Source organism: Acidicapsa borealis (assembly GCF_059115245.1).
Genome location: NZ_JCACNY010000001.1, coordinates 1,612,172 through 1,634,235, shown reverse-complemented (window position 1 = coordinate 1,634,235; position 22,064 = coordinate 1,612,172). Strand labels below are relative to the sequence as shown.

Here is a 22,064-nt window from a genome sequence, read left to right as displayed (position 1 = left end):
TGAATCTCTAAATATCGAGCAGTTGATGCGCAAGCCGGTCGGGGACCGAGCTGGCATCTTCGCAGATGCCAGTGTGTACCGGCGACGGCTGAATGATGGTGCTACGTGGGGAGATCAGCCAGTGGAAGCGCTCGCGCTTTGACAAGGCCGCCAACGGGCCGCCGCTTGGATCTCCGTTGCTGATTTTTTCGATTGCCTCGAGATGTTTCTGAACGAGTGCCACATCGATCCCCGGCCAGAGCGCTGTGAGGCGCTGCTCGTTGAGATGGATGCGGGCGGCGAGGAAGTTCTTTTCCAGGCAGAAGACGACGAAGCCGGCGTTGATGAACTCCTGCCGCTCAACGCGGGGCACGACGCGGATGGTGGCGTAATCAAATGAGACGGGCATGTGCGCCGATCGCCTCCTGCTCGAAGATGTGAGAAGCGGCCAGGCGAGCAACGAAGAACTCGACGTAGGCACTCCGCTTCTCCGCCGCCGTGATTCCCTCCCGATTGGACTCAAGCCACTGATCCGGAACCTGATCCAGGATCGATGCGAAGACTTCCCTGTTCAGTTTTGTGTGAGACTGTCCGCCAGCCTGCTCTATGCGTGTGGCCCACGGAAGCAGGATGTGATGAGCGATCTCGGTAAACGGAGCCTCGGTCTTCGTCGGCATGGTGGCCCAATTGTGATGGAAATAAAGAGCCGCGCCGTGATCGATGAGGTAAAGCTTGCGGTGCCATACGAGCAGGTTGGCATTGCGCGGGGTGCGGTCGACGTTCTGGACGAAGGCATCGAACCAGACGGCCAGAGATGCTTCCGCGGGATCGACTGGGTCACTGGCGGCGGGGTCGAACATGGTGGAGCCGGGGAGATAGTCGAGTGCGAGATTGAGGCCGACGCTGGCTTTGAGCAGATGTCGAATCTCTGAGTCCGGCTCATTGCGGCCAAGGGCTGCGTCAATTTCGATGAAGATGATTTCCGGGACCGGAAGGCCAAGTGACCTGCCGATTTCGCCAGCCACCAACTCCGCGACGAGGGCGTCCGGACCCTGGCCTGCGCCGCGGAATTTGACGACGTAGAGGCCGCAGTCATCCGCTTCAACGATCGCAGGCAGGGAGCCGCCTTCGCGCAGCGGAAGAACGTATCGGGTGGCAACAGCGGATCGTAAAGAGACAGACGTCATCGAGCCTCCAGTTTACGATGTTCGTGGACGCTGATTCGCGAAAGGGCCGTCTCCACACGAGGCGAGTGCTCGCGAAATCAGGGATTTACAGCCTCATGAGGTGAGGCATTGACTATGAAGATTGCATTTTTGGGCTTGGGAAATATGGGTTCGGCAATGGCTCGGCGGTTAATCGCTGCCGGGCATGAGGTGGCCGTCTGGAATCGCAGTGCTGCTGCGGCTAAGGCGCTGGCAGAGGATGGCGCTGCCGTAGCCGCGAGCGCTGCGGAGGCTGTTGCCGGAAGGGAGATAGTCTTCTCGATGCTGTTTGACGATGCGGCCCATGAGGCTGTTCTGCTGGGCGATGCTGACAATGCCGGCGCGATCGCGGCGATAGAGAAAGGCGCACTGCATATCGCCTGCAGCACGATCAGTGTGGGGCTTTCGGAACGGCTGTCTGCGGCTCATGCCGAACGCGGGCAGGAGTATGTGGCGGCGCCGGTGTTTGGGCGGCCGAATGTGGCGGCTGAGGGCAAGCTCTGGATTGTCGTGGCTGGGCCGGAGGCTGCGGTGAATCTGGCGCGGCCGCTGCTGGCGGTTTTGAGCCGGGGACTTTCTGTTGTGGGGGAGAGGCCGTCGCAGGCACATGCTTTGAAGCTGGCGGGTAACTTCCTGATTACGATGATGATACAGGGACTTTCGGAAGCAGTGATCATGGGCAAGGTACACGGGCTGGAGCCGGAGTTGCTGCTGGAAACGGTGAATTCGGCGCTGTTTCAGTCGCCGTTTTATGCGGCTTACAGCAAGGTGATGCTGAACCCGCCAACACCTCCTGGAGCTACCGTCGCATTGGGGCGGAAGGATTTGTCGCTGTTTCTGGAGGCTGCGGGCGAGGCGAAGCTGGCGGTGGCGGAGACGATTTCGGAGCGGTTTACAGAGGCAATTGCGGATGGGCTGGGGAGTTCGGACTGGGCTGCGGGGATGCTGCAGGCGGCGGAGAAGGCGGCAAAAAACTAAGACAGGTCATTTGTGTGCGGTCCATGTGCCGCTGCGCAATCCATGTCCAACGATGCGCAATAAACGTAAGGACTTTGCGCAATACACGTGAGGACTTTGCGCAATCGGCGTGGCACACTGCGTAATCCAGGTGCGGATTTTCACCATGTCGCAGGGTTTGGTGAGATGACGGGTTCGATCTCTGAAAACCACTGGTTAGAATGACCTCATGGGACTCTCCTCTCTTCGTGGAAAAACTGTATTCATTACCGGTGCGAGCGCCGGTATCGGTGAAGCAACGGCTTATGCGTTTGCTGAGGCGGGAGCGCGGCTTCTACTCGCTGCCCGGCGCGTTGACAAACTGGAAGCTGTGGCTGCTGAGGCGCTGAGCCGGGGCGCTGCCGGGGTGCATACTTTCTCGCTCGACGTACGGGATGCCAGCGCCGTGGCTGCGGCGATTGCTGCGCTGCCTGCCGAATGGGCTGCGATTGATGTGCTGGTGAACAATGCTGGATTGAGCCGGGGGCTGGACAAGCTCTACGAGGGCAAGATCGAGGATTGGGAAGAGATGATCGACACCAACGTGAAGGGTCTTCTATATGTGACCCGCGCGGTCGTGCCGGGCATGGTGGAGCGGAAGGCTGGCCATATCGTCAATCTTGGTTCCACAGCGGGAGAGCTTCCCTATCCGATGGGCGCTGTGTATTGTGCGACAAAGGCTGCGGAGAAGTCGATCAACGACGGTCTGAGGCAGGACGTGCTGGGCACGCCGCTGCGGGTCACCAGTGTTGACCCTGGCATGGTGGAGACGGACTTCAGCAAGGTGCGTTTTCGCGGCGATGAAGAGCGGGCGGCGAAGGTGTACCAGGGCGTGACGCCGCTGACGCCGGGGGATATCGCGGATGCGATTCTGTGGGCGGTGAGCCGGCCGGCGCATGTGAATATCGCGCATGTGCTGATGACGCCGGTGGCGCAGGCGAACTCGCTCCTGTTTCACCGGGAGACGATAGGAACGACGGGGAACACCCGGTAGCGTCTCAGGAATTCGATCCACGATAATGGGTCCCCTGCGAGACGCGACCAGACAGGTGTGTAGAACGAACTCGCTACGAAGGGGAGACCATGCCAGACGTAATCGTTGTGATTGGAGCCGGATCGATCGGTCAGGCAATTGTGCGGCGCATCGGCGCAGGCAAGACTGTTCTGCTGGCCGATATTCGCCAGGAAAACGCGGAAGCGGCGGCGAAAGTTTTGAGCGATGCGGGCTTCAACGTGGAGACCGCGACGGTGGATGTATCGTTGCGCGCATCGGTTCATGCGCTGGTGGAGCTAGCGACCAGACTCGGCGATGTGACGGGGCTGATTCACGCGGCTGGAGTGTCTCCTTCGCAGGCATCGCCGGAGACGATCCTCAAGGTCGATCTTTACGGAACGGCGCTGGTGCTGGAAGAATTCGGCAACGTGATCGCACGCGGAGGGGCTGGCGTGGTGATTGCCTCGCAGTCCGGTCACCGGTTGCCACCGCTGACGGCAGAGCAGAACTCCGCATTGGCCATAACACCCGTGGAGGAACTGCTGAGTCTGCCGATGGTGCAGCCGGACAAGGTAAAGGACTCACTGCACGCTTACCAGATTTCAAAGCGAGGAAACTCGTTGCGGGTGATGGCAGAGGCTGTTCGCTGGGGGAAACGCGGCGCACGCGTGAATACCATCAGTCCGGGCATCATCATTACCCCACTGGCGAACGATGAATTGAAGGGGCCGCGCGGACCGGGCTACAGGCGGATGCTTGAGATTTCGGCGGCCGGGAGAGCAGGCACTCCCGATGAAGTTGGAACCGTCGGCGCACTCCTGATGGGTCGGGATGGCGCCTTTATCACGGGTAGCGATTTCTTGATGGATGGCGGGGTGACAGCTGCCTATTGGTTTGGGGACCTGGCGCCGAAATGATAGCGTAACGGGTCGAATGGTGACCCAACCGCGCGACTGGTCAATCTGACCGGTAAAGGGCCGCACTTGCTGCTGTTTTCCGCAACTTCGGCAGGGGCATGGTTTGTCCGTCCCGGTGCGTACTAATTTGCCGAAGAAATAACCTAGTTGAGCGCCTGGATCTGGGCTTCGATGTGGGCCAGGGCTGCTTCGAGAGCCGCGCGACGGCCTGCATTTGAGGTGCGCTGCGAGAGGATGTTTTCCTTTTGCAGGTTCAGCGCCTGAAGCTGACGCGCAATGTGCGCTTTGTCCACTTGCTGCTTCTTAAGATCCTTGGCGCTACCGGAAAAATTCGCCGATTGCTGCTGGCTTGCTGCCATTTGTTCCTCCACCGACTTGCTTTCCCAACCTCGTGCCATATGTCTATTGTACGTGGCTTCACCCGAGAGACCAGGGATTAGGGATCAGGGAATAGGAAAAGCCGGTGCTTACGGTAGGCTGGTGAGGGAGATTTTTACGATGAAGCAGTGGCAGATTCCGGCGTTTGGGATTGATTCTTTGGAGTTGGTGGAGCGGGACTCGGTGCAGCCTGCGGCAGGGCAAGTGTTGGTGAAGGTGCATGCTGTTTCGCTGAATTACCGCGACCTGATGGTGGTGCAGGGACGGTATAACCCGAAGCTGGCGATGCCGCGGGTGCCTTGTTCCGATGGCGCCGGCGAGGTGATGGCCGTGGGCGAGGGCGTGACGCAGTGGAAGGCCGGCGACCGCGTGGCTGGGATCTTCATGCAGAACTGGCTGGATGGGCGGCCGGCGGCGGCGAAGCAGAAGGGCGCGCTGGGCGGGGATATCGATGGGATGCTGGCTACCGAGGTTGTGCTCCCCGAGCATGGTTTGGTCCCAGTTCCGGCGCACTTGAGTTATGCGGAGGCGGCGACGTTGCCGTGCGCGGCCTTGACGGCGTGGAATGCGCTGTTTACGGCGGCGAATACGCAGCCGGGAGATACGGTGCTGATCCAGGGGACCGGCGGGGTTTCTATCTTTGCGCTGCAGTTTGCCAAGATGGCGGGGGCTCGGGTGATTGGGACTTCGAGTAGCGATGCGAAGCTGCTCCGGGCGCGGTCGCTGGGGCTGGATGCCGGGTTGAATTACCGGGAGAATCCGGACTGGGAGAAATGGGCGCTTGAGCAGACCGGCGGAGATGGTGTGGATCTGGTGGTCGAAGTGGGCGGCGCGGATACGCTGGGGCGGTCGCTTAAAGCCGTGAAGCATGGCGGGACGGTGGCGCAGATCGGGGTGCTTTCTGGGGCCAACGACGGCGTGGATATCCGGCCGGTGCTGGTGAAGCAGATCCGGCTGCATGGGGTGTATGTGGGCTCGCGGACTGAATTTGTGGCGATGAACCGGGCGATTTCGCTTGCGAAGCTGAAGCCGGTGGTTGACACGGTGTTTCCGTTTGCGGAGGCGCGGCAGGCGCTGCGGCATATGGAAAGCGCGGGGCATTTTGGGAAGATTGTGATTTCGGCTGATTAGGACTGCGGCTCTAGTCGATGTCGGATTTTTACTATTCGTGGGGCGGACGGCGCGGCTAGTCTCGGGTTTCAGGAAAACATGACCTGAATACGAGGCTTACGTATGGCTACTGTGCCGCATCCGACTTTTGCAAAGATACAGAACAAATCCTTCGTTGAGCGCTGGTTCTTTCCGGGGGTGGCGTCGGCAATGATTGCCATCTGCCTGGTGGCTTTTGTGCCGTCGATGGCACATCCGGAGGGGCGGCATGCGCCGGTTTCGGCGATGGCGGCTGCGCATGGTGTTGTATTTTTCGCCTGGCTGCTCTTGTTTCTGGTTCAGAGCAGCCTGGTTGCTACGCGGCATGTTGGTTTGCATCGGAAATTGGGCTTTGCTTCGATTGCTTTGCTCGCGCTGATGATTCCTCTGGCATACGAGACGACGATAACCATGATCCGGCGCGGATTTGACCTGAGCGGCGATCTCCACGCTGCCGTGAACACGCCGAATGATCCGGTGTACCAGGCTGGTTTTGGCTTCTGTAACCTGCTTATCTTCACCGTGCTGGTGATTGCAGCGATCCTGTATCGGAGGCGGCCCGAGATGCATAAGCGCCTGATTCTGTTTGCCAATATCGAACTGATGCCGGCGCCGCTGGCGCACCTGATTGGGCACTCGCCGACGCTGAACGCAATGCCGCCTGCGATTGTGATGGTGCCGATTTCGCTATTTGTGATTGCGGCGCTTGGACGGGATTGGATAGTGGCGAGACGCATTCATCCGCTTACGGTGGGATTGGCGCTCTTGCGCATAGTTTCTGGTCCCCTTGAGGCGGGTCCGATTGGTCATAGCGCGGCATGGCAGCACTTTGCCTACTGGCTTGCGCGATAGGCTGTCGCTAATTTTCCCTTGGCCAGATAGCATCGTTGGCAATGGGCTATGCGTGGCGATGATTGGCAAACCCTCACTCCTAATTCCCTGCTGATCGCTGAAAGGAGCAAGGCTATGCTGCGAATCCGGTTTCACAAACCTGCTCCGGGGCTCGAGCCTTTTGTCCGCTTTTACGTGCAGCGCGAGGTGCGGATTTTGGGTGCGCCGGTGCTGCATCCTGTGCCGGCGCGTGCGGCTCCCGTGATCGAGTTTGATTTTGGCGATTCGGTGGATGTTCGCTATGAGGGGCAACCGACTGTGGAGAAATCCCCGGGGACGGTGGTGGTTGGGCCGCAGACGTATCGCCGGGTTGAGATGCATCTGCATGGGACGCTTGAATCGCTGGTGATCATGTTTCAGCCGGATGGGCTGCACCGGCTGTTTTCTATCCCGATGCACGAGTTGACGAACCGGGCTTATGAGGCTCATTCGGTGCTGGGCCTTTTCGTTTCGCAGGCGCGGGAACGGCTGGGCAACTGCCGGTCGTTCGAAGAGCGGATTCGATTGGTCGATAGATTGCTGTTGCGTCAGTTGCTCAGGTCGTCTGCCTGCGATGGGGTTTCGGCTGCGGCGAGTCAGATTGTTCAGACGGGCGGGCGCGCCGGCATTATCGCTCTTGCAGGTCAGGCGGGATTGAGTCTGCGCCAGTTTGAGCGGCGATTCGTTCAGCAGGTGGGAATGCGGCCCAAGCTGCTGGCGAGGATTGCGCGGTTTGAGGCGGCGCTGGATCGCAAGGCGCGTTCCGAGACGACGACCTGGACGGATGTGGCGCACGAATTTGGCTACTACGACCAGATGCACATGGTGCATGATTTCGCGGAGTTTACGGGGGAAACGCCGACGGAGACTCTGGGGCAGCTTGAGACTGTTTTTGTGGAGCAGATCAAGATGGTGCGGTCGGGTGTGCGCGTTGGGATGGCTCAGGACGATCCGCGGCTGATTCTTTAGCTGCTGCGGTAATCGGTAGATTTGATTTGGCAGCATCGAGTTATTCCAAAGTTAGAGGAGAATGACCATGTTTACCGAATATCTTGACGAAATCTTGTGCTTTCGAGCGGAGCAGTAAACGACGCAAGGGCTATCCCTCCGAGACGCGCGTGAAGCGTGGATTGCGCATCGTACACGCGGAGAAGGAGCTTCTTGAGAAACTGGGCCGTAACGATCTTTGTCCTTGTGGCTCTAGCCGGAGCTTTCAAGAAGTGCTGTTTGAAGTCCGGCGCGTTTGACGGATCGAACCGCCATTATTTCTTTCCGCGAGTAGTTTGAAGGATGGGACCGGGTCTGTCGGCCTGGTCCCATTGTTATTTGGGCGGACGGCAACAGCAGATTCCCTGCGGGAATGACAACAAGAAAACTGCAGTTGTGATGTCGCGCATCTATGAGGTGCTATTTACATACTCTGGAAGAGACGGTCCTATAGACTAGAAGATGCACGTCATCCTTCCTTTTTCGCTAAGCGGGTATCCCTTGATTGTTGAGATTGAAGCACTTAGGAAAGTCTACGAAGGCAAGCAGCAGGTGGTTGCCGTGGATGGCATCGACCTTGAGGTGAAGCAGGGCGAGATTTTTGGCCTGCTGGGGCCAAATGGGGCTGGGAAGACTACGACCATTGGCATCTGCACGACGCGGACGCTTCCGACGAGCGGGCAGGTGCGGATTGCCGGAGTGGATGTGGTGCGGGAGCCGGCGCTGGCGCGGAAGTCGATTGGCGTGGTGCCGCAGTACAACACGCTGGACCGGTCGCTGACGATCTACGAGAATATCTATTTTCATTGCCGGTACTTTGGGTTTTCGCACTCGAATGCGAAGGCGCGGGCGAATGAGTTGCTGGGGCAGTTTTTGCTGACCGAGCGGCGGGATGCCATGCCTTCTGCGCTTTCGGGCGGACTGGCGCAGCGGGTGCAGATTGCGCGGGCGATTGCGCATCGGCCTACGGTTCTTTTCCTCGATGAGCCTAGCGCCGGGCTTGATCCACAGAGCCGGCTGGCGATGTGGACGGCGGTGCAGGGGTTGCGCAAGGAAGGCATCACCGTGGTGCTGACGACGCACTACATGGAAGAGGCCGATGAGTTGAGCGAGCGGGTGGCGATCGTGGACCGGGGCAAATTGCTGGCGCTGGGTACTCCGCAGGAGCTGAAGGACCAGTATGGCGCCCAGACAATCATCAATCTCAAGCTGCGGAATGTTGAGGGCGCGGTCGGGCTGGCTGCGGATTTGCGCGGACGGGCTGGGTTTTCGGCGGCGGAGGCTACTGCCGACGGGATTCGGGTGTTTGCCGGGAGTGCCGAGGGGTTGCTGGCTGAGGTGATTCAGTCGTGCGAGCGGCTGGGGTTGCGGGACATTTCGATTACCGAGCCCAGCCTTGAGACAGTGTTCATTCAGCTTACGGGGAGGGATTTGCGTGAGTAATTTACAGACCAATCAGGGTACCCGTGGGATGTTTTTGAAGGCTTTTCTGGGACTCTATCTGCGGGATCTGCGGGTGTTGAGCCGGGAGCTGGTGCCGTTCATGCTGCGGGTGGGGATGCAGCCGATTCTGTTCCTGTTTGTGTTCACGTTTGTCATGCCGCGGATGGCTGGCGGCGGCAGCGCGGGGATTGCGGGAATGGCTGGGGCTTCGTTTGGGACAGTGTTGCTGCCGGGACTGATGGCGGTGGCGATCATGTTCAGCGGAATCGCTGCGGTGGCGCTGCCTTTGTCGACGGAGTTTGGGATTACGCGGGAGATCGACGACCGGGTGATGTGTCCGATTCCAGTTTGGGCTGTGGCGCTCGAAAAGGTCTCGTTCAGTGCGCTGCAGAGCATGGTGGCGGCGGTGCTGGTGATTCCGATGGCGATCTTTATCCCGGCGAAGGCTGTTTATCCGGACATTCACAACTGGCCGCTGTTTATCGCGGTGCTGGCAATGTCGAGCCTGCTGGCCGGGGCGCTGGGGCTGGCGATCGGGTCTAGCGTCAGTCCGAAGCAGATTGGGCTGGTTTTTTCGATTATTGTGGTTCCCATTACCTTTTTGGGATGCGTCTATTACCCGTGGTCCGGTTTGAAGAATATTTACTGGTTGAAGATTGCGGTGTTGTTCAACCCGATCGTATATATCAGTGAGGGGCTGCGAGCTTCGGTCACTCCGGGTGTCGAGCACATGCCGGTTTGGGCGATTCTGCTGGCGCTGACTGCGTTTCTAGTGTTGCTGGGACGGCTGGGAGTGCGGGGATTTATGCGGCGCGTAATTTCGTAGGCTTTCTCATGGGCACGGTGTTGTGGCGATAGGAAAGATCAATACGCTGGCTGCTTTGCTGGCGCCGGCTCTTGTGCTGGTGGCTGGATGCGGCGGCCGTGTCTCCGGTTTTGGAGGCTTGAGCGCTGGCGCGGTGGAAGTACACTCGGCAGCAGCCCAGATCGACACGAATGGTACGACGAAATTTACGGCTACGATGCCGGATGGACGGGCGGCGAAGGTGGTCTGGACCGTCTCGGGTGGAGATCCTGCGGCTGGACCGGGGCGGATATCCGCCGACGGCGTGTACACACCGCCCAACTACCTAACTCGGGAAGCTGTTTCGGTAGCGATCAGCGCGGAACCAATCACGAATAGCGGCGAAGGCTCGGGGAGCGCGGAGTTGCTGGTGACGCCGGGTTTTCTGCAGCCCTTGACGCCGGGGAATCTCTCGCTCGGGCCGGGTGCAACGGTCACAATTTCCGGGTCGATGACCGAGGTGGGTGGAGCGGGCGGCATTCACTTCGCGCTGGCGGGTGATGCGTCTGGAAGCAAGGTGCTGGACGCGAGTCCGGAGACAATCGGGAGTTTAAGTACACCGAAATGTGTGCGCGGGTCGGTCAATGGAACGAATCCGGCGTATACGGTTTGTTCGGTCACTTACACGGCCCCGGCGGCGATTCCTGCGTCCGGGTCGGTATTTGTTGTTGGATCTGTGGCATCGAATCCTGTGCTGAGCTGGACGCGGGTGCTGCTGAACTCTGCGGGGATCACGAGCAGTCCTGCGGCACACCAGGCGCACCTTGCGGTCCCGGTGCTGCTGGGCTCTTCGAGCGGGAACAATGAGGATTATGACGCGAACCTGGGACAGTTGACGGACTGCTGCGGCGGAACGATGGGGGCGTTGCTGCAGGATACTGGCGGGAACCAGTACGTGCTTAGCAACAACCACGTTCTCGCGCGGAGCGACCAGTCGCTGACGGGGGAAACGGTGATTCAGCCGGCGCTGATCGATAACGGCTGTACGCCGTTCGGATTTGGCCCGGGAACCACGCAGGTGGCTACGCTGACTGGGTATCCCGCTCTGAGCGCGACAACGACGAATGTGGATGCGGCGATTGCGCGGGTGACACCAGGGGCGGTTGATCCACGAGGAAACATTCTGGAGCTAGGAGCGAAGCAGCCGGATGGAACGCTGGCTGCTGCTCCTCCCGGAGTTTCTTCCACGGGCGGCAAAGGTGAGACGGCGGCACTGGGGATGATGGTGGCGAAGAGCGGCCGGACGACCGGGCTGACCTGTGCGGCGGTTTCGGCGGTCAACGTAGACGTGGTGGTGGACTACTTCGCAGATTGCGCGGAGACTGCGCATTCGCTGAGCAAGACCTTCACCAACCAGATTGCGGTGAGCGGAACGAGCTTTACCGATGCAGGTGATTCGGGAGCTTTGGTGGTGGATTCTGCGAATGCTGAGCCGGTGGGGCTGTTCTTTGCTGGTGGAACCGACGCGCATGGCGTAGAGCATGCGATCGCCAGCCCGATCGGCGATGTTTTGGCGGCTTTGGACAGCCAGGTGCCGGGTGTGAATGGAGCAACCAGCTATAGCGTTGTTGGCGGGGCGGATCATCCTGTCTCATGCCTTCGCTATGACGGCGTTTCGACCTCAGACGACGGGTTGGCAACGCTGAGTACTGCGGAAAAGCAACGAGCTGCAGCCGCTCTTCCACAGGCGCAGGTGCTGGCGCCCTCGCTTTCCGGACCTGGACTGGGAGTGCTACGGACGGCAGTGGTGGCGAGTAAGGACCATCCCGGGCTGGCGGCGGTGGGGCTGTATCCTGCGCAGGGTTTGAGTGCCTCGAGTCAGGCCATTCCAGCTTCGGTTGGCGGGGTGGCGACGTCGATTCGCGCAACGGAGTCTGGAGCGGTTGGCGGGGGACAGCCATCTCCTGCCTCCGTGGCCTTGGTGCTGACAGTGAAGCAGAGGAACTCGGGGCCGCTGATGAAAGCAAATCCGGCGATCTTTGGGGTAGGTGTCGGGCAGAGTCTGAATAATCCCAACGATGCGGCGCTGGTGCTCTTTGTGGACCGCAGGAAGGCGCCTGGGGTTTTGCCTGAGTTTGTCGAGGGACAGCGGGTACGGGTGATCCTGATGGATCGGCTGCACGTAACCAAATCCCATGGCCAGCCGATGCGGCGAAGCGGGAGTTGTGGATTGACGCGGGAGCTTCCGCCGATAGTCGATGCGCTGCCTTTGCCTTAGAGGTTTGTGACGCGAACCGTGAAAAGCGGATTCCCTTCGAGAATGACAACAAAAAGAACCAAGACATCCTAAACAGCTGGCCTTTTCTGCAAGGTCTTTCTGTGCCTAGACGGTGGCTGGGGTGGACTGCTGATCGCTTTCCTGTGTGCTTGCGGGTTCGGTGTCGTCCGGAAAGAAGAGCTCGAAGATGGTGCCGGACGGGCCGCCGAGGGTGTCCGAGTGGCTGCGTACGCGGACTGTACCTCGGTGTTTGACGACGATCTCCGAGCTGACCCACAACCCCAGGCCGGTACCGGTAACGTCCTTGGTGGTGAAGAAGGGCTCGAAGATGTGCTTCTGAACCGCAGGCAGCATACCGGAGCCGGTGTCAGCTACCTGGAAGCGGACACCGACGCGTTCAGGGTTTTTCCAGTCGCGGGAGCGGCGGGCGCGGACGAGAAGTTTGCCGCCGTTGGGCATGGCGTCAATGGCGTTGCCGATGAGGTTGGCGAAGACCTGACGGAGTTCCCCGGCGAAGCAGTAGAGATCGATGTTCGCATCATACTTTCGCTCGACCTTGATATTGAGATTGCGGATGCGCCCGCGATGGAGACTGAGGACAGAGTCCAGGAGCTCGGCGAGGTTGGCGCGGGCGGGCAGGGTGGACTGGCGGTAGAAGCGCAGGGTCTGCTGGGTGATCTCGGAGATGCGGCGGACCTCGTGCTCGGCCATTTCGACGTAGGTGCGGGCCTGGGGGCCGATTTCGGCGAAGTTGCTGAGGAGGTAGAGCAGGTTGGTGATGGCTTCGAGGGGATTGTTGATTTCGTGAGCGATGGAGGCGGCAAGCCTGCCAGTGGCGGCGAGCTTTTCGGTCTTGCGAAGCGCCTCTTCGCTGCGTTTACGGTCGCTGGCATCCATGACGATGAGGCCGACCCAGCGGACCTGGTTTGGCGTGGTGTGGATGGGGTAGGCGCTAACGATCCATGTCCAGGGGCGACCGTCGATCAGCGACGCGCCATTGAATTCGAGGTCCCGCATCGCTTCGTCGTGGGTAAAGACAGATTCGATAGTCTTTTCGAGCTGGTGGGCAACTGGGCTAAGGAGGACCTCGGGCAGGGTGCGGCCAAGGTGGCGGCTCAGCGGCACGCCGGTGGTGTCCGCGAAGATGCGGTTCACGCGAACGAAGCGGCAGCGGCGGTCAAAGAAAGCGAGACCGATGGGGGCGTTGGCGAGCATGGAATCCAGCAACGACAGGGTGTCGCTGAGGCCGGCGCGCTGCTCGTCGATGGACGCGACCATGCGATTGAACGCTTCGATCAGATCACCGATTTCGTTGTGGATCGTGACAGGCAGCGGGAATTGCTCGTGGTTCTCTGGGGCGAGCATCAGTGCCCGGGTGCCACGATGGAGGATGGCGAGCGGGCGGGTGATGGAGCGGGCAAGGACCCAGGCGAGCAGGATAGAGGCGGCGATCCAGATGCCGGCGAAGATGGCGGTGGACTCGAGTGTGGCGATGAGTTGCTTGCGGTCCCAGTCCTTGTCGGTGCGAACCCAGGCGTAACCGTAGAGTTTGTGCTGTGGATCGTAGATGCCTTTGACGCCTTCCCAATCGTTCAGGCCAAGGGAGAAGAACATGGCCTGGTCGCGGGGAATGTGCTGGATTTGTGCGAGTTCGCCGGGAGTAAGGGACGGAAGACTGGAAACGGTTTTGCTGAAATGCAGGACGCGACCCTGCGGGTCGGTGATGGTAGCTGTGTCAACGCTGGGGGCGTCTCCCATCATGCGCGTGGTAACGGCGATTGCATCGGGACGCTGTCCGGCCAGCGCTTCCTCGACCTGAAGTGAAAGGGAGTTTGCCTGGTGAGTGAGCCGCTGCTGCGCGCGCTTGTAAGCCTCTTCTTCCTGGCGGCCAAGCAATAAGGCGGCGAACAGGATGAGCGACAGGACTTCGAGGAGCACGAGACCGCCGAGAAGCTGCGAGCGGATGGTGCGCGGCCATGCTCGTAGTTTCATTACAGCGCTCCCCTGGCTCTAGTGCAGTCGGTCAAGTCTCTACTTGGATGCAAGAAATTGTACCGCTCTCTGCTTGCTGGTTAAATCTTTCGCAATCAGCTGGCCATGGAAGCGGCCGTTTTCGATGAATATCTCGTTGGTCCGATTGCCCGCGACGATGACTCCAGCGAGGTAGATGCCGGGGACGTTGCTTTCGAGCGATACCGGGTCGCAGATGGGCAGTCGGTCGGGGCCGATGGACTGGATGCCAAGGCTGTCGAGGAACTCGAAGTCGGGGTGGTAGCCGATAAGTGCGAAGACAAAGTCGTTCTTGAGGACTGTGACACCGTCGGGGGTTTCGAGGCGGACGGTGTCGATGCCAATTTCGGCGACCTGGGAGTCGAAGTAGGCGGTAATTTCTCCATTCTTGATGCGGTTCTCGATGTCGGGCTTGATCCAGTACTTTACGTGACGGTGGACATCCGGGCCGCGGTGGACAAGGGTTACACGGGCGCCGTGGCGCCAGAGTTCGAGGGCAGCGATGGCGGCGGAATTCTTGCCGCCGATGACGAGAACGTCCAGACCGGAATAGGGATGCGGATCGTCGTAATAGTGGTGAACTTTGGAGAGGTCTTCGCCGGGAATGCGGAGGTAGTTGGGCAGGTCATAGTATCCCGTGGCAACGATGAGCTTACGGCTCCGGAGGCTGCCGATACGGTCAAACCGGTCCCTGGTGTGGACCTGGAAGTTGCCGTCGGATCCGATGACTTTCTCGACTTGGTGGTATTGGCGAACTTCGAGGTTGTAGTAGGCGGCGACCTGGCGGTAATACTGCAGGGCCTCATTGCGGTTGGGCTTGGGATTAGGACTTGGGAATGGGATGCCGCCGATTTCGAGCAACTCCGGAGTGGTGAAGAAGGTCATGTGGGAGGGATAGTGGAAGAGCGAGTTGCAGAGGCAGCCTTTGTCGACGAGGACAACGCGGAAGCCGGCTCTCTGTGCGTCGATGGCGCAGGCGAGGCCGGTGGGTCCGGCGCCGATGACCAGGACGTCGTAGATGTCTTGGGGGGCGTCGGGGATAGCGGCTTGTGTGCCGGGGTCGAGGATGGCGTCGCTCATTCCTTTAGATTAGGCCATTTCTGGTTTTTTGAGGGGAGATGAGCGGTCGAGCGGTTCCACGGGCTGGAAATGGTGGAATGGTAGAGTATTGTGGTAGAAAGGTGGAATTTATATGAGCCTCAATATCAAAAATCCGGAGACTGACAGCTTGATTCGAGAGTTGGCGGAATTGAAGGGCGTCAGCCTAACAACTGCCGTTACTCTTGCCGTCCGCAGTGAGATTGAACGAGAGATGACTCAGCGGGATGCGGATGAGAAAAGGAAGAGCCGTATGGAGCTCCTTAGGGAATATTCGGAACAGACTGCTCCGCTGTTTCTGGATGGCCGAAGCGGAAACGACCTGATCAATGATCTTTACGACGAAGTAACGGGATTGCCGAAATGATTGTGGACTCATCGGCGATGGTGGCTATTATCAAGCGTGAGCCGAATTGGATTGCGCTGTCAGAGGTGATGGACCGTGCGGCGGATCTGAGTATCTCGGCAGCTTCCTATCTTGAAACGGCCATCGTAGTGGACGGTCTACGCGACCCGGTGCAAAGCGCCAGGCTGGATGAATTGCTGCTGGATATGGAGATGGCTATTGAGCCGGTGACGGCGGAGCAGGCGCGGATCGCGCGGCAGGCTTACCGGGATTATGGCAAGGGAAGCGGGCATCGGGCTGGATTGAATTTCGGGGATTGCTTCAGTTATGCACTGGCGCGGGTGAAGCGGGAGCCGCTGCTGTTTAAGGGTGATGATTTTGTGCATACGGATGTGCGGTCGGCGAGTTAGTTCCCTACTTATTTCTGAGTTATGCTTCTTGGCATGATCAGGTTTTGGGCGACGGTTGTACTGGTGTGCGTATGCGCCGTTCCGGCTCTTGCCCAACTTGAAGATGCCGATCCGCAGACGAAGGCCGCGTGTGAACGCTATGCCCATACTCCCCTTCCCGCTGAAGCTGGGAAAGCCGCTGCTCCAAAGGTTTGGCCTACGTGTGCCTCTTACAGGCTCTACTCCGGCATAGGATCTCCGGTTGATTTTCAGGGTGCACGACGCTGTGCGTGGTCTGAACGGCTGGCTGTTGAAGCCGGGATTAGCCCTCGATACAGCACAGCAAGTATTTTTGGCGGATCGGCGATGCTTGCAGTTCTCTATGCCAATGGCGAGGGTGTTCAACAGAGTATTCCGCTGGCGATACGGTTCTCTTGCGAATCTGGATGGGCACCAAGGGAATATTCAGGACGCCTGGAGCATCTGGAGCGAATGCAAGCCGGCAAAATGTCAGACCACTTTGGTTTTTGCGATGACGCTACCAGCGGATTAATGGAAGGCTTCTGCGCCAAATTGGATGCTGAGCTTTCCAATCAGAGCCGTCGCAAAGAGATGAGGAGCCTTGTCTCTTCTTGGACTATCCCACAGCAAGCGGCCTTTGCAAAGGTGCAAAGGGCGGAAGAGGCTTATGCAGATGCGCATGGGCGCGGGGAAATCAACATCTCGGGCAGAGCGCGCGCCATGCTTGCGGTTGACGCTTCCCAGAGGTTACGCGATGGTTTTTCCGATGCTGTAAGAGGCTTCGAGAAGAGTCTACCCAACGAGGAAGATCAATCCAGTGCGAAAGCAGAGGACACCGAGCTCAACGAGACTTACCGGAAAGTCATGGCGCTGGCGGAAACGAAGAAGACGGAATACGGAGCGGTTCAGCCGGATGGGATTCGCAGGGCTGAACGAGCGTGGCTGATTTACAGAGATGCGTGGATTCAATTCGCAGCAAGACGTTACCCCTCAGTGGCTCCGGAAGTCTGGATGGCTATCCTCACCACGGACCGCACTGCCATCCTGATGGATACTTTGTGCGAGGTCGACTGGGACAAAGGGAACTGCGATGACGAAGTCTATGAGGGCCCTCATCCTTTACTCTAGGGAGTTGACGAGGAGTGTTGCGATGACGGTGATCAAGCAGGAAGACTTTATTGCCAGTGTTGCTGGGGCTTTGCAGTACATCAGCTACTACCATCCGGTGGATTACATTACCAGCCTGACTGCTGCTTATGAGAAGGAAGAGTCGCATGCGGCCAAGGATGCCATGGCGCAGATCCTGATCAATAGCCGGATGTGTGCTGAGGGTCATCGGCCGATCTGCCAGGATACGGGCATTGTGAATGTGTTTGTGAAGCTGGGGATGGATGTTCGGTTTGAGGCCGAACTCGATCTGCAGGCCATGTGCGATGAGGGTGTGCGGCGGGCTTATCTTGATCCCGACAACAAGCTGCGGGGATCGATTCTGGCCGATCCGGCGGGGGCGCGGAAGAATACCAAGGACAATACGCCTTCGGTGGTGCAGGTGGAGCTGGTGAAGGGCGACAAGTGCGACATCACCGTCGCGGCCAAGGGCGGCGGGTCTGAGGCGAAGAGCAAGTTTGTGATGCTGAATCCTTCGGACTCTGTGGTGGAGTGGGTACTGAAGACGGTGCCTACGATGGGTGCCGGGTGGTGTCCGCCGGGGATGCTGGGGATTGGGATTGGCGGGACGGCAGAGAAGGCGATGCTGATGGCCAAGCAGAGCCTGATGGACCCGATCGACATTCAGGAATTGATCGCGCGGGGGCCGGTTACGACGGCCGAGAAGCTGCGGGTCGAGCTGTATGACAAGGTGAACCGGCTGGGGATTGGCGCGCAGGGGCTAGGCGGGTTGACTACGGTGCTGGATGTGAAGGTCGTGGACTACCCTTCTCACGCGGCGAATCTGCCGGTGGCGATGATTCCGAACTGCGCAGCGACGCGGCATGCGCACCTGGTGCTGGACGGGTCTGGACCGGTGTTTTTGGATCCGCCTTCGCTGAAGGATTGGCCGAAGCTGACGTACGACGTTTCTACCGCGAAGCATGTGAATCTGGACACGACGACTCGGGAAGAGGCTGGTTCGTGGAAGCCGGGCGAGGTGCTGCTGCTGACGGGTAAGCTGCTGACCGGGCGGGATGCGGCGCATAAGCGGATGACCGATATCCTGAGCCGCGGGGAGAAGCTGCCTGTCGACTTCAAAGACCGGTTTATCTACTACGTTGGGCCGGTGGATCCTGTGCGCAAGGAGGTAGTTGGACCTGCGGGGCCGACGACGGCTACGCGGATGGACAAGTTTACGCGACAGATGCTGGCGGAGACTGGTCTTCTTGGGATGGTGGGAAAGGCGGAACGCGGACCTGTCGCCATTGAGGCAATCAAGGAGTTTGGCGCGGTGTACCTGATGGCGGTCGGTGGCGCGGCATATCTCGTGTCAAAGGCGATTCGCGGGTCACGGCTGCTGGCGTTTGAGGACCTGGGGATGGAGGCTATCTATGAATTCGACGTGGTGGATATGCCGGTGACAGTAGCTGTGGATGCGAAGGGAACGAGCGTGCACAATACTGGACCAGCGGAGTGGCAGCAGCGGATTGCTGGAATTCCGATTCTGCAGTAATCGTTCAGTTTACGAACAAGAAAAAAGGCGTGGCTTGGGGCCACGCCTTTTCCTTACTGCGAATTGCTTGCCTACTGCTTGCCCCAGCGGACGACAATGCCGGCGGTGAAACCGAGGCCATTCTGGGTGGTGGAACCGAACCCGGTCAGCATGTATTCGGGGGCGATCCGAAGACCGACAGAGGGGCTGACGTTGTATTCCACGGGGACGCTGGCGCTCAGGGCGTAGGTTGTGCCGTCCGAGTAGAGGCCTATTTCTGCCGGGGTGAAGGGGCGAATGTCGTTGGAGAACTTTCCGTAGGCGATACCACCCAACACTCTGCCGGATACGGAATACTTCGGATGCAGGATGAAGCGGTAGTTGGGCCCGATCATGACATCGTACTGGCTGATCGCGGGGTTGGTGATGGCACCGGCGGAGGGCTGGTTGAACGGCGTAAACGCCGTGCCATAGGCGCCGCGACCATCAATCGTCACTCCCAGATTCTGGTTGAAGTAGCGGGTCACGCCGACATTCCAGGAGTACTCATTGAGCTTTTGGAGGGCCGGGCCGGGGGTGGTGCGGAGATAGCCGCCTCCCACATAGACCTCGTAGAGGTGGCTGTAGACGTCGTGAATGGCGGCGGCGCGACGCTGTTCGCGGCGGGCGCGGATACGGCCCTGGACGCTGAGGGAAGCCTGGTTGGCAGTTTGCGGAGCGGGGGTTTGCGCGGCGGGCTGTGTCGCCTGGGGCTCTGGCTGCGAGCTGGATTCCTGAGCATGCAAACCGAGAACTGCGGAGACGCCCATGACCAACAGAAGCGCGGAGCGGTGGAAAGAACGGGAAAACGAATACGTCAAGACTGAAATACCTCCGAACCAATCAGGAAACGCGCCGCACGACGATGCATAGGCTGGGCTGGGTTCCCTTTCGTATTAGAACACCTCAGGGGTCAGCCCGTGCAGCCGTCGGCCAACGGGAAACAAACAGGGACGTGTATGGGACGGCTGAGAGGAGCGTTGGGTATCCGGAGGCCTCTCATTGTGTGGGAGATGGCGCTTATCCGTGATGTAGGAGTTCCAGATCGGCCTGGAGCTGGTCGAGGTCGAAACCGGAGGGCGCTCCTTTTGCGGCGATCCAGTCGGGACTGAGGAGGGCATGCGCTTCGTCGGCATATTGCTGCCAGAAATCCAGAGTCATTGTCTTGAGCTTTCCCCACGTGATGCAGGTAAAGCTGCGCTGGTCGTATTTGACGATGTAAGCGGCGTGACCTCCCCAGCTGCTTGGCTTGGCGAGGTCGCCTGCCGTGGGATCGACGTCCCAGATGATCTGGTGGCGGGCGGTCTGGGGCAGCTTAAAGCCGGCGTAGACACCGCCGAAGAGGGCGACTGCGAGGCGAACCTGATCCAGCTGGGTGAAGTCGAGGTCGGCGAAGGCGAGCAGCTTGTGGGCCAGGAGATCGGAGTTCTGCCATGCGAGAAGAGCGGTCATGGGGGCGTTTCCCTTATCGCTGGTGGGGTCCTCGGGATTGTAGCCGTCCCAGAGCTGGTAATAGCTGAGGACCTGGTCATCGGGGATGGTAACTTCTCCGCCGGTATTGAGAGACCAGACCTGGACGGCGTGTGCGGCTGCGGCGATGGTGCAGTCGCCGTACTTATCGTTGAGCATGGCGCCCCATTCTGTCACGCCCATGGTCCAGTCGACCTCGAGAGGGGCTGGCGGCAGGTGGGGCTGGATGTACTTGTCGAGCGGGACGGTGTGGCTTTCGGGCTTGACGAATTTCGGAGCGAGTTGCGGAGCGGGCAGCGGGACTGGGAGCGAGGTAGGATCGGGGGTCGGGCCGGAGTTTGGCTCTGGAGCTGGCTGGCGATCGATCTGAACTGTGACTTCGACGATGACTTCATTCTGGAGAGGCGGTTGAGATGCCACGGCAGTTTTCCTTTTCCGAACGGCTGGACAGTTGGTTCACACGGCCAGAGTACGCATCGATCCGCAGTTCATTCGGTGTTGAGAGCCTCTGGAGCGTTGTGGACGATGTCGCCAAATCGTTACGGATTTGTCCAGAGAATTTTAGCGGCTGTCATCCTTTTCAGGCGCGGCATTTTTTGGCTGAAGTGGTACTGGAGTGAATTCGGCAGATTTTGGGAAGACTCTTGCGTAATTTCGATGGGGCTTCAGCGTGGCTTCAGGAATGACTGCGTATGATGGGTTCTTCGGAGGTTTCTTTCATGGTCCGCATCATTTTAGGAATTGTCATTGGGTTGCTGCTGGTGCCGGTAGGCGCGTGGTTATGGCTGACCTATGGCCATCCGCCCGTGGCCGTTGCGGACGCGGCGTTGCCCATGGAGCGGGCGATCACGAGCGGGCCCCTGCATGCCCGGATCGATCGTGAACTACCCGCAGCGATTGGGGCCGAGGCGAATGAGGCTACGTTTGTCGGTGGGGCGCGGATTTACCGTGCACAGTGCGCTTACTGCCACGGACTGTCAGGACATCCCTCCGAAGTGGGGAAACATATGTTTCCTGATGCTCCACCGCTTTGGGAGAAGCACCACAATGGCGAAGTAGTCGGGGTAAGCGACGATCCACCGGGCGAAACCTACTGGAAGGTATCGAACGGAATTCGATTGACGGGAATGCCCGCCTATAAAGGAGTGCTGAGTGAGACGGAGATGTGGCAGGTCAGCGTGCTTCTGGCGAACGCTGACAAACCGCTGCCGCCGGCAGCTCTTGATCTGCTGAAGGAGCCGCTGAGCTTCGATCTGGCGCAGAAGCCGCTGGTGCCTACGCTGAACAAGTAACCTGTGCTTTTTGGGCGACAGGCTCCGGCGGGCTGGTTGAGAATGGTGGTATGGCTCAACTGAAAAAGTTCTTCCCGATCCTGCTGACGCTTGCCCTGGTGGCTGGGCTTGGCTACCGCACGGTGTTGTCACAAACGGCGTCTTCGCAAACAACGGCTAGCGCTACACTGCAGGGAGACAAGGCGCATCCAGCGCAGACTTCAGGCTGGGTGGATACGAAGCTTTACTTTGGGCTGGGACCGATTGATGACGGTGCCAAGGGTGTTACGGAGGCGGCCTGGCGGGATTTTCTGGATGCCGAGGTGACGCCTCGCTTCCCTTCTGGACTGAGCGTGGTGGACGTATATGGGCAGTGGCAGGGAGTTCACCAGACGAAGCCGGAGCGGATCCGGTCGAAGATGCTGGTGATCGACTATCCCCGCACAGCGGAGAACGACGCCAAGGTTGAGGCGATCCGCGCGGCCTGGAAACAGCGTACGCATGATCAGAGCGTGCTGAAGGTCTCTGAGCCGGCGGATGTTTCTTTTTAGTTGCGAGAGGTAAGCGAGGAATAGAATCGCCGTATGAGCATTGCTACTTCCATTCGCAAGGGATTCAGCTTCTTTCTAATGAGCATGGGTGTTTCCACGTACGGGAAGAAGAATCCGGTGGGGGAACAGAAGCCTGTGCCGCCGGTGAAGCCGGAATAACTTCACCGTTGGCGTGGCCGGATACAGCAGATTCCCTTCGGGAATGACAACAAGAAAAGCAAATGGATGAGCCGCAGGTGAAAGCGACT

At 59.3% G+C, this 22,064-nt stretch carries 24 protein-coding genes; 17 read left to right on the top strand and 7 right to left on the bottom strand.

The window, feature by feature from the left end:
- Window positions 1–7: 7 nt before the first annotated feature.
- Together AC5S27_RS06575 and AC5S27_RS06570 are read right to left on the bottom strand one after the other, a co-directional pair.
- A complete protein-coding gene (locus tag AC5S27_RS06575) occupies window positions 8–388 on the bottom strand; it encodes a DUF3037 domain-containing protein (RefSeq protein WP_493933764.1) in 381 nt (126 codons plus the stop codon).
- Window positions 372–1,166, bottom strand: a complete 795-nt coding sequence (locus tag AC5S27_RS06570) for a HipA family kinase (RefSeq protein ID WP_493933763.1) — start codon at window positions 1,164–1,166, stop codon at window positions 372–374. Before AC5S27_RS06570 ends, AC5S27_RS06575 begins: the two co-directional genes overlap by 17 nt.
- Before the next feature lie 114 nt (window positions 1,167–1,280).
- Between AC5S27_RS06570 and AC5S27_RS06565 the strand changes: the two genes are divergently transcribed.
- From AC5S27_RS06565 to AC5S27_RS06555, 3 genes are all read left to right on the top strand, one after another.
- Window positions 1,281–2,162: an NAD(P)-dependent oxidoreductase gene (locus AC5S27_RS06565; protein WP_493933762.1), complete on the top strand. Its 882-nt coding sequence runs from the start codon at window positions 1,281–1,283 to the stop codon at window positions 2,160–2,162.
- A 208-nt stretch (window positions 2,163–2,370) separates the two neighbouring features.
- A complete protein-coding gene (locus AC5S27_RS06560; RefSeq protein ID WP_493933761.1) occupies window positions 2,371–3,174 on the top strand; it encodes an SDR family NAD(P)-dependent oxidoreductase in 804 nt (267 codons plus the stop codon).
- Between the two features lie 89 nt (window positions 3,175–3,263).
- Entirely contained in the window at window positions 3,264–4,091 is an 828-nt protein-coding gene (locus AC5S27_RS06555) for an SDR family oxidoreductase (protein WP_493933760.1), read from the top strand.
- Between the two features lie 143 nt (window positions 4,092–4,234).
- Here the strand turns inward: AC5S27_RS06555 and AC5S27_RS06550 are convergent, their stop codons facing one another.
- A complete protein-coding gene (locus AC5S27_RS06550) occupies window positions 4,235–4,450 on the bottom strand; it encodes a hypothetical protein (protein WP_493933759.1) in 216 nt (71 codons plus the stop codon).
- A gap of 139 nt (window positions 4,451–4,589) precedes the next feature.
- Here AC5S27_RS06550 and AC5S27_RS06545 point away from each other — a divergent pair, with 139 nt between their 5' ends.
- From AC5S27_RS06545 to AC5S27_RS06515, 7 genes are all read left to right on the top strand, one after another.
- The gene (locus AC5S27_RS06545) at window positions 4,590–5,600 is read left to right on the top strand and encodes a zinc-dependent alcohol dehydrogenase family protein (RefSeq protein WP_493933758.1); all 1,011 of its coding nucleotides are present in this window, start codon (window positions 4,590–4,592) and stop codon (window positions 5,598–5,600) included.
- A gap of 102 nt (window positions 5,601–5,702) precedes the next feature.
- Entirely contained in the window at window positions 5,703–6,470 is a 768-nt protein-coding gene (locus AC5S27_RS06540; RefSeq protein WP_493933757.1) for a hypothetical protein, read from the top strand.
- A gap of 114 nt (window positions 6,471–6,584) precedes the next feature.
- Window positions 6,585–7,457: a helix-turn-helix domain-containing protein gene (locus AC5S27_RS06535; RefSeq protein ID WP_493933756.1), complete on the top strand. Its 873-nt coding sequence runs from the start codon at window positions 6,585–6,587 to the stop codon at window positions 7,455–7,457.
- 149 nt (window positions 7,458–7,606) lie between these two features.
- Window positions 7,607–7,735 (top strand): SEC-C metal-binding domain-containing protein, encoded by a 129-nt coding sequence (locus AC5S27_RS06530; RefSeq protein WP_493933755.1) that lies wholly within the window; start codon window positions 7,607–7,609, stop codon window positions 7,733–7,735.
- Between the two features lie 202 nt (window positions 7,736–7,937).
- Window positions 7,938–8,918 (top strand): ATP-binding cassette domain-containing protein, encoded by a 981-nt coding sequence (locus AC5S27_RS06525; protein ID WP_493933754.1) that lies wholly within the window; start codon window positions 7,938–7,940, stop codon window positions 8,916–8,918.
- On the top strand, window positions 8,911–9,744 hold the full coding sequence (locus tag AC5S27_RS06520) for an ABC transporter permease (RefSeq protein WP_493933753.1): 834 nt from the start codon (window positions 8,911–8,913) through the stop codon (window positions 9,742–9,744). The genes AC5S27_RS06525 and AC5S27_RS06520 overlap by 8 nt, the downstream gene beginning before the upstream one ends.
- A gap of 22 nt (window positions 9,745–9,766) precedes the next feature.
- Window positions 9,767–11,980, top strand: coding sequence for a hypothetical protein (locus tag AC5S27_RS06515; RefSeq protein ID WP_493933752.1), 2,214 nt, complete (start codon window positions 9,767–9,769; stop codon window positions 11,978–11,980).
- A 105-nt stretch (window positions 11,981–12,085) separates the two neighbouring features.
- On the opposite strand, the gene AC5S27_RS06510 is transcribed toward AC5S27_RS06515, so the two are convergent.
- Window positions 12,086–13,972 carry a sensor histidine kinase gene (locus AC5S27_RS06510; protein ID WP_493933751.1) on the bottom strand — a complete coding sequence of 629 codons (1,887 nt, stop codon included), beginning with the start codon at window positions 13,970–13,972 and terminating at the stop codon, window positions 12,086–12,088.
- A gap of 39 nt (window positions 13,973–14,011) precedes the next feature.
- Window positions 14,012–15,070: a YpdA family putative bacillithiol disulfide reductase gene (locus tag AC5S27_RS06505; protein ID WP_493933750.1), complete on the bottom strand. Its 1,059-nt coding sequence runs from the start codon at window positions 15,068–15,070 to the stop codon at window positions 14,012–14,014.
- Window positions 15,071–15,182: 112 nt separating this feature from the next.
- Between AC5S27_RS06505 and AC5S27_RS06500 the strand changes: the two genes are divergently transcribed.
- From AC5S27_RS06500 to AC5S27_RS06485, 4 genes are all read left to right on the top strand, one after another.
- A complete protein-coding gene (locus AC5S27_RS06500; RefSeq protein ID WP_493933749.1) occupies window positions 15,183–15,455 on the top strand; it encodes a type II toxin-antitoxin system VapB family antitoxin in 273 nt (90 codons plus the stop codon).
- Complete coding sequence (locus AC5S27_RS06495) at window positions 15,452–15,844, top strand: type II toxin-antitoxin system VapC family toxin (protein ID WP_493933748.1); 393 nt, start codon at window positions 15,452–15,454, stop codon at window positions 15,842–15,844. The genes AC5S27_RS06500 and AC5S27_RS06495 overlap by 4 nt, the downstream gene beginning before the upstream one ends.
- Window positions 15,845–16,315: 471 nt before the next feature.
- Window positions 16,316–16,972 (top strand): lysozyme inhibitor LprI family protein, encoded by a 657-nt coding sequence (locus AC5S27_RS06490; RefSeq protein WP_493933747.1) that lies wholly within the window; start codon window positions 16,316–16,318, stop codon window positions 16,970–16,972.
- 22 nt (window positions 16,973–16,994) lie between these two features.
- Complete coding sequence (locus AC5S27_RS06485) at window positions 16,995–18,506, top strand: fumarate hydratase (protein WP_493933746.1); 1,512 nt, start codon at window positions 16,995–16,997, stop codon at window positions 18,504–18,506.
- 71 nt (window positions 18,507–18,577) lie between these two features.
- On the opposite strand, the gene AC5S27_RS06480 is transcribed toward AC5S27_RS06485, so the two are convergent.
- Window positions 18,578–19,345 (bottom strand): hypothetical protein, encoded by a 768-nt coding sequence (locus AC5S27_RS06480; RefSeq protein ID WP_493933745.1) that lies wholly within the window; start codon window positions 19,343–19,345, stop codon window positions 18,578–18,580.
- Between the two features lie 199 nt (window positions 19,346–19,544).
- On the bottom strand, window positions 19,545–20,414 hold the full coding sequence (locus AC5S27_RS06475) for a hypothetical protein (RefSeq protein WP_493933744.1): 870 nt from the start codon (window positions 20,412–20,414) through the stop codon (window positions 19,545–19,547).
- Window positions 20,415–20,713: 299 nt separating this feature from the next.
- Here AC5S27_RS06475 and AC5S27_RS06470 point away from each other — a divergent pair, with 299 nt between their 5' ends.
- The 3 genes from AC5S27_RS06470 to AC5S27_RS06460 are packed head-to-tail and all read left to right on the top strand — an operon-like array spanning window position 20,714 to window position 21,975.
- Window positions 20,714–21,286 (top strand): c-type cytochrome, encoded by a 573-nt coding sequence (locus AC5S27_RS06470; protein WP_493933743.1) that lies wholly within the window; start codon window positions 20,714–20,716, stop codon window positions 21,284–21,286.
- A gap of 50 nt (window positions 21,287–21,336) precedes the next feature.
- On the top strand, window positions 21,337–21,816 hold the full coding sequence (locus AC5S27_RS06465) for a DUF3574 domain-containing protein (protein ID WP_493933742.1): 480 nt from the start codon (window positions 21,337–21,339) through the stop codon (window positions 21,814–21,816).
- A gap of 33 nt (window positions 21,817–21,849) precedes the next feature.
- Window positions 21,850–21,975 carry a hypothetical protein gene (locus AC5S27_RS06460; protein ID WP_493933741.1) on the top strand — a complete coding sequence of 42 codons (126 nt, stop codon included), beginning with the start codon at window positions 21,850–21,852 and terminating at the stop codon, window positions 21,973–21,975.
- The last annotated feature ends 89 nt before the right edge of the window (window positions 21,976–22,064 follow it).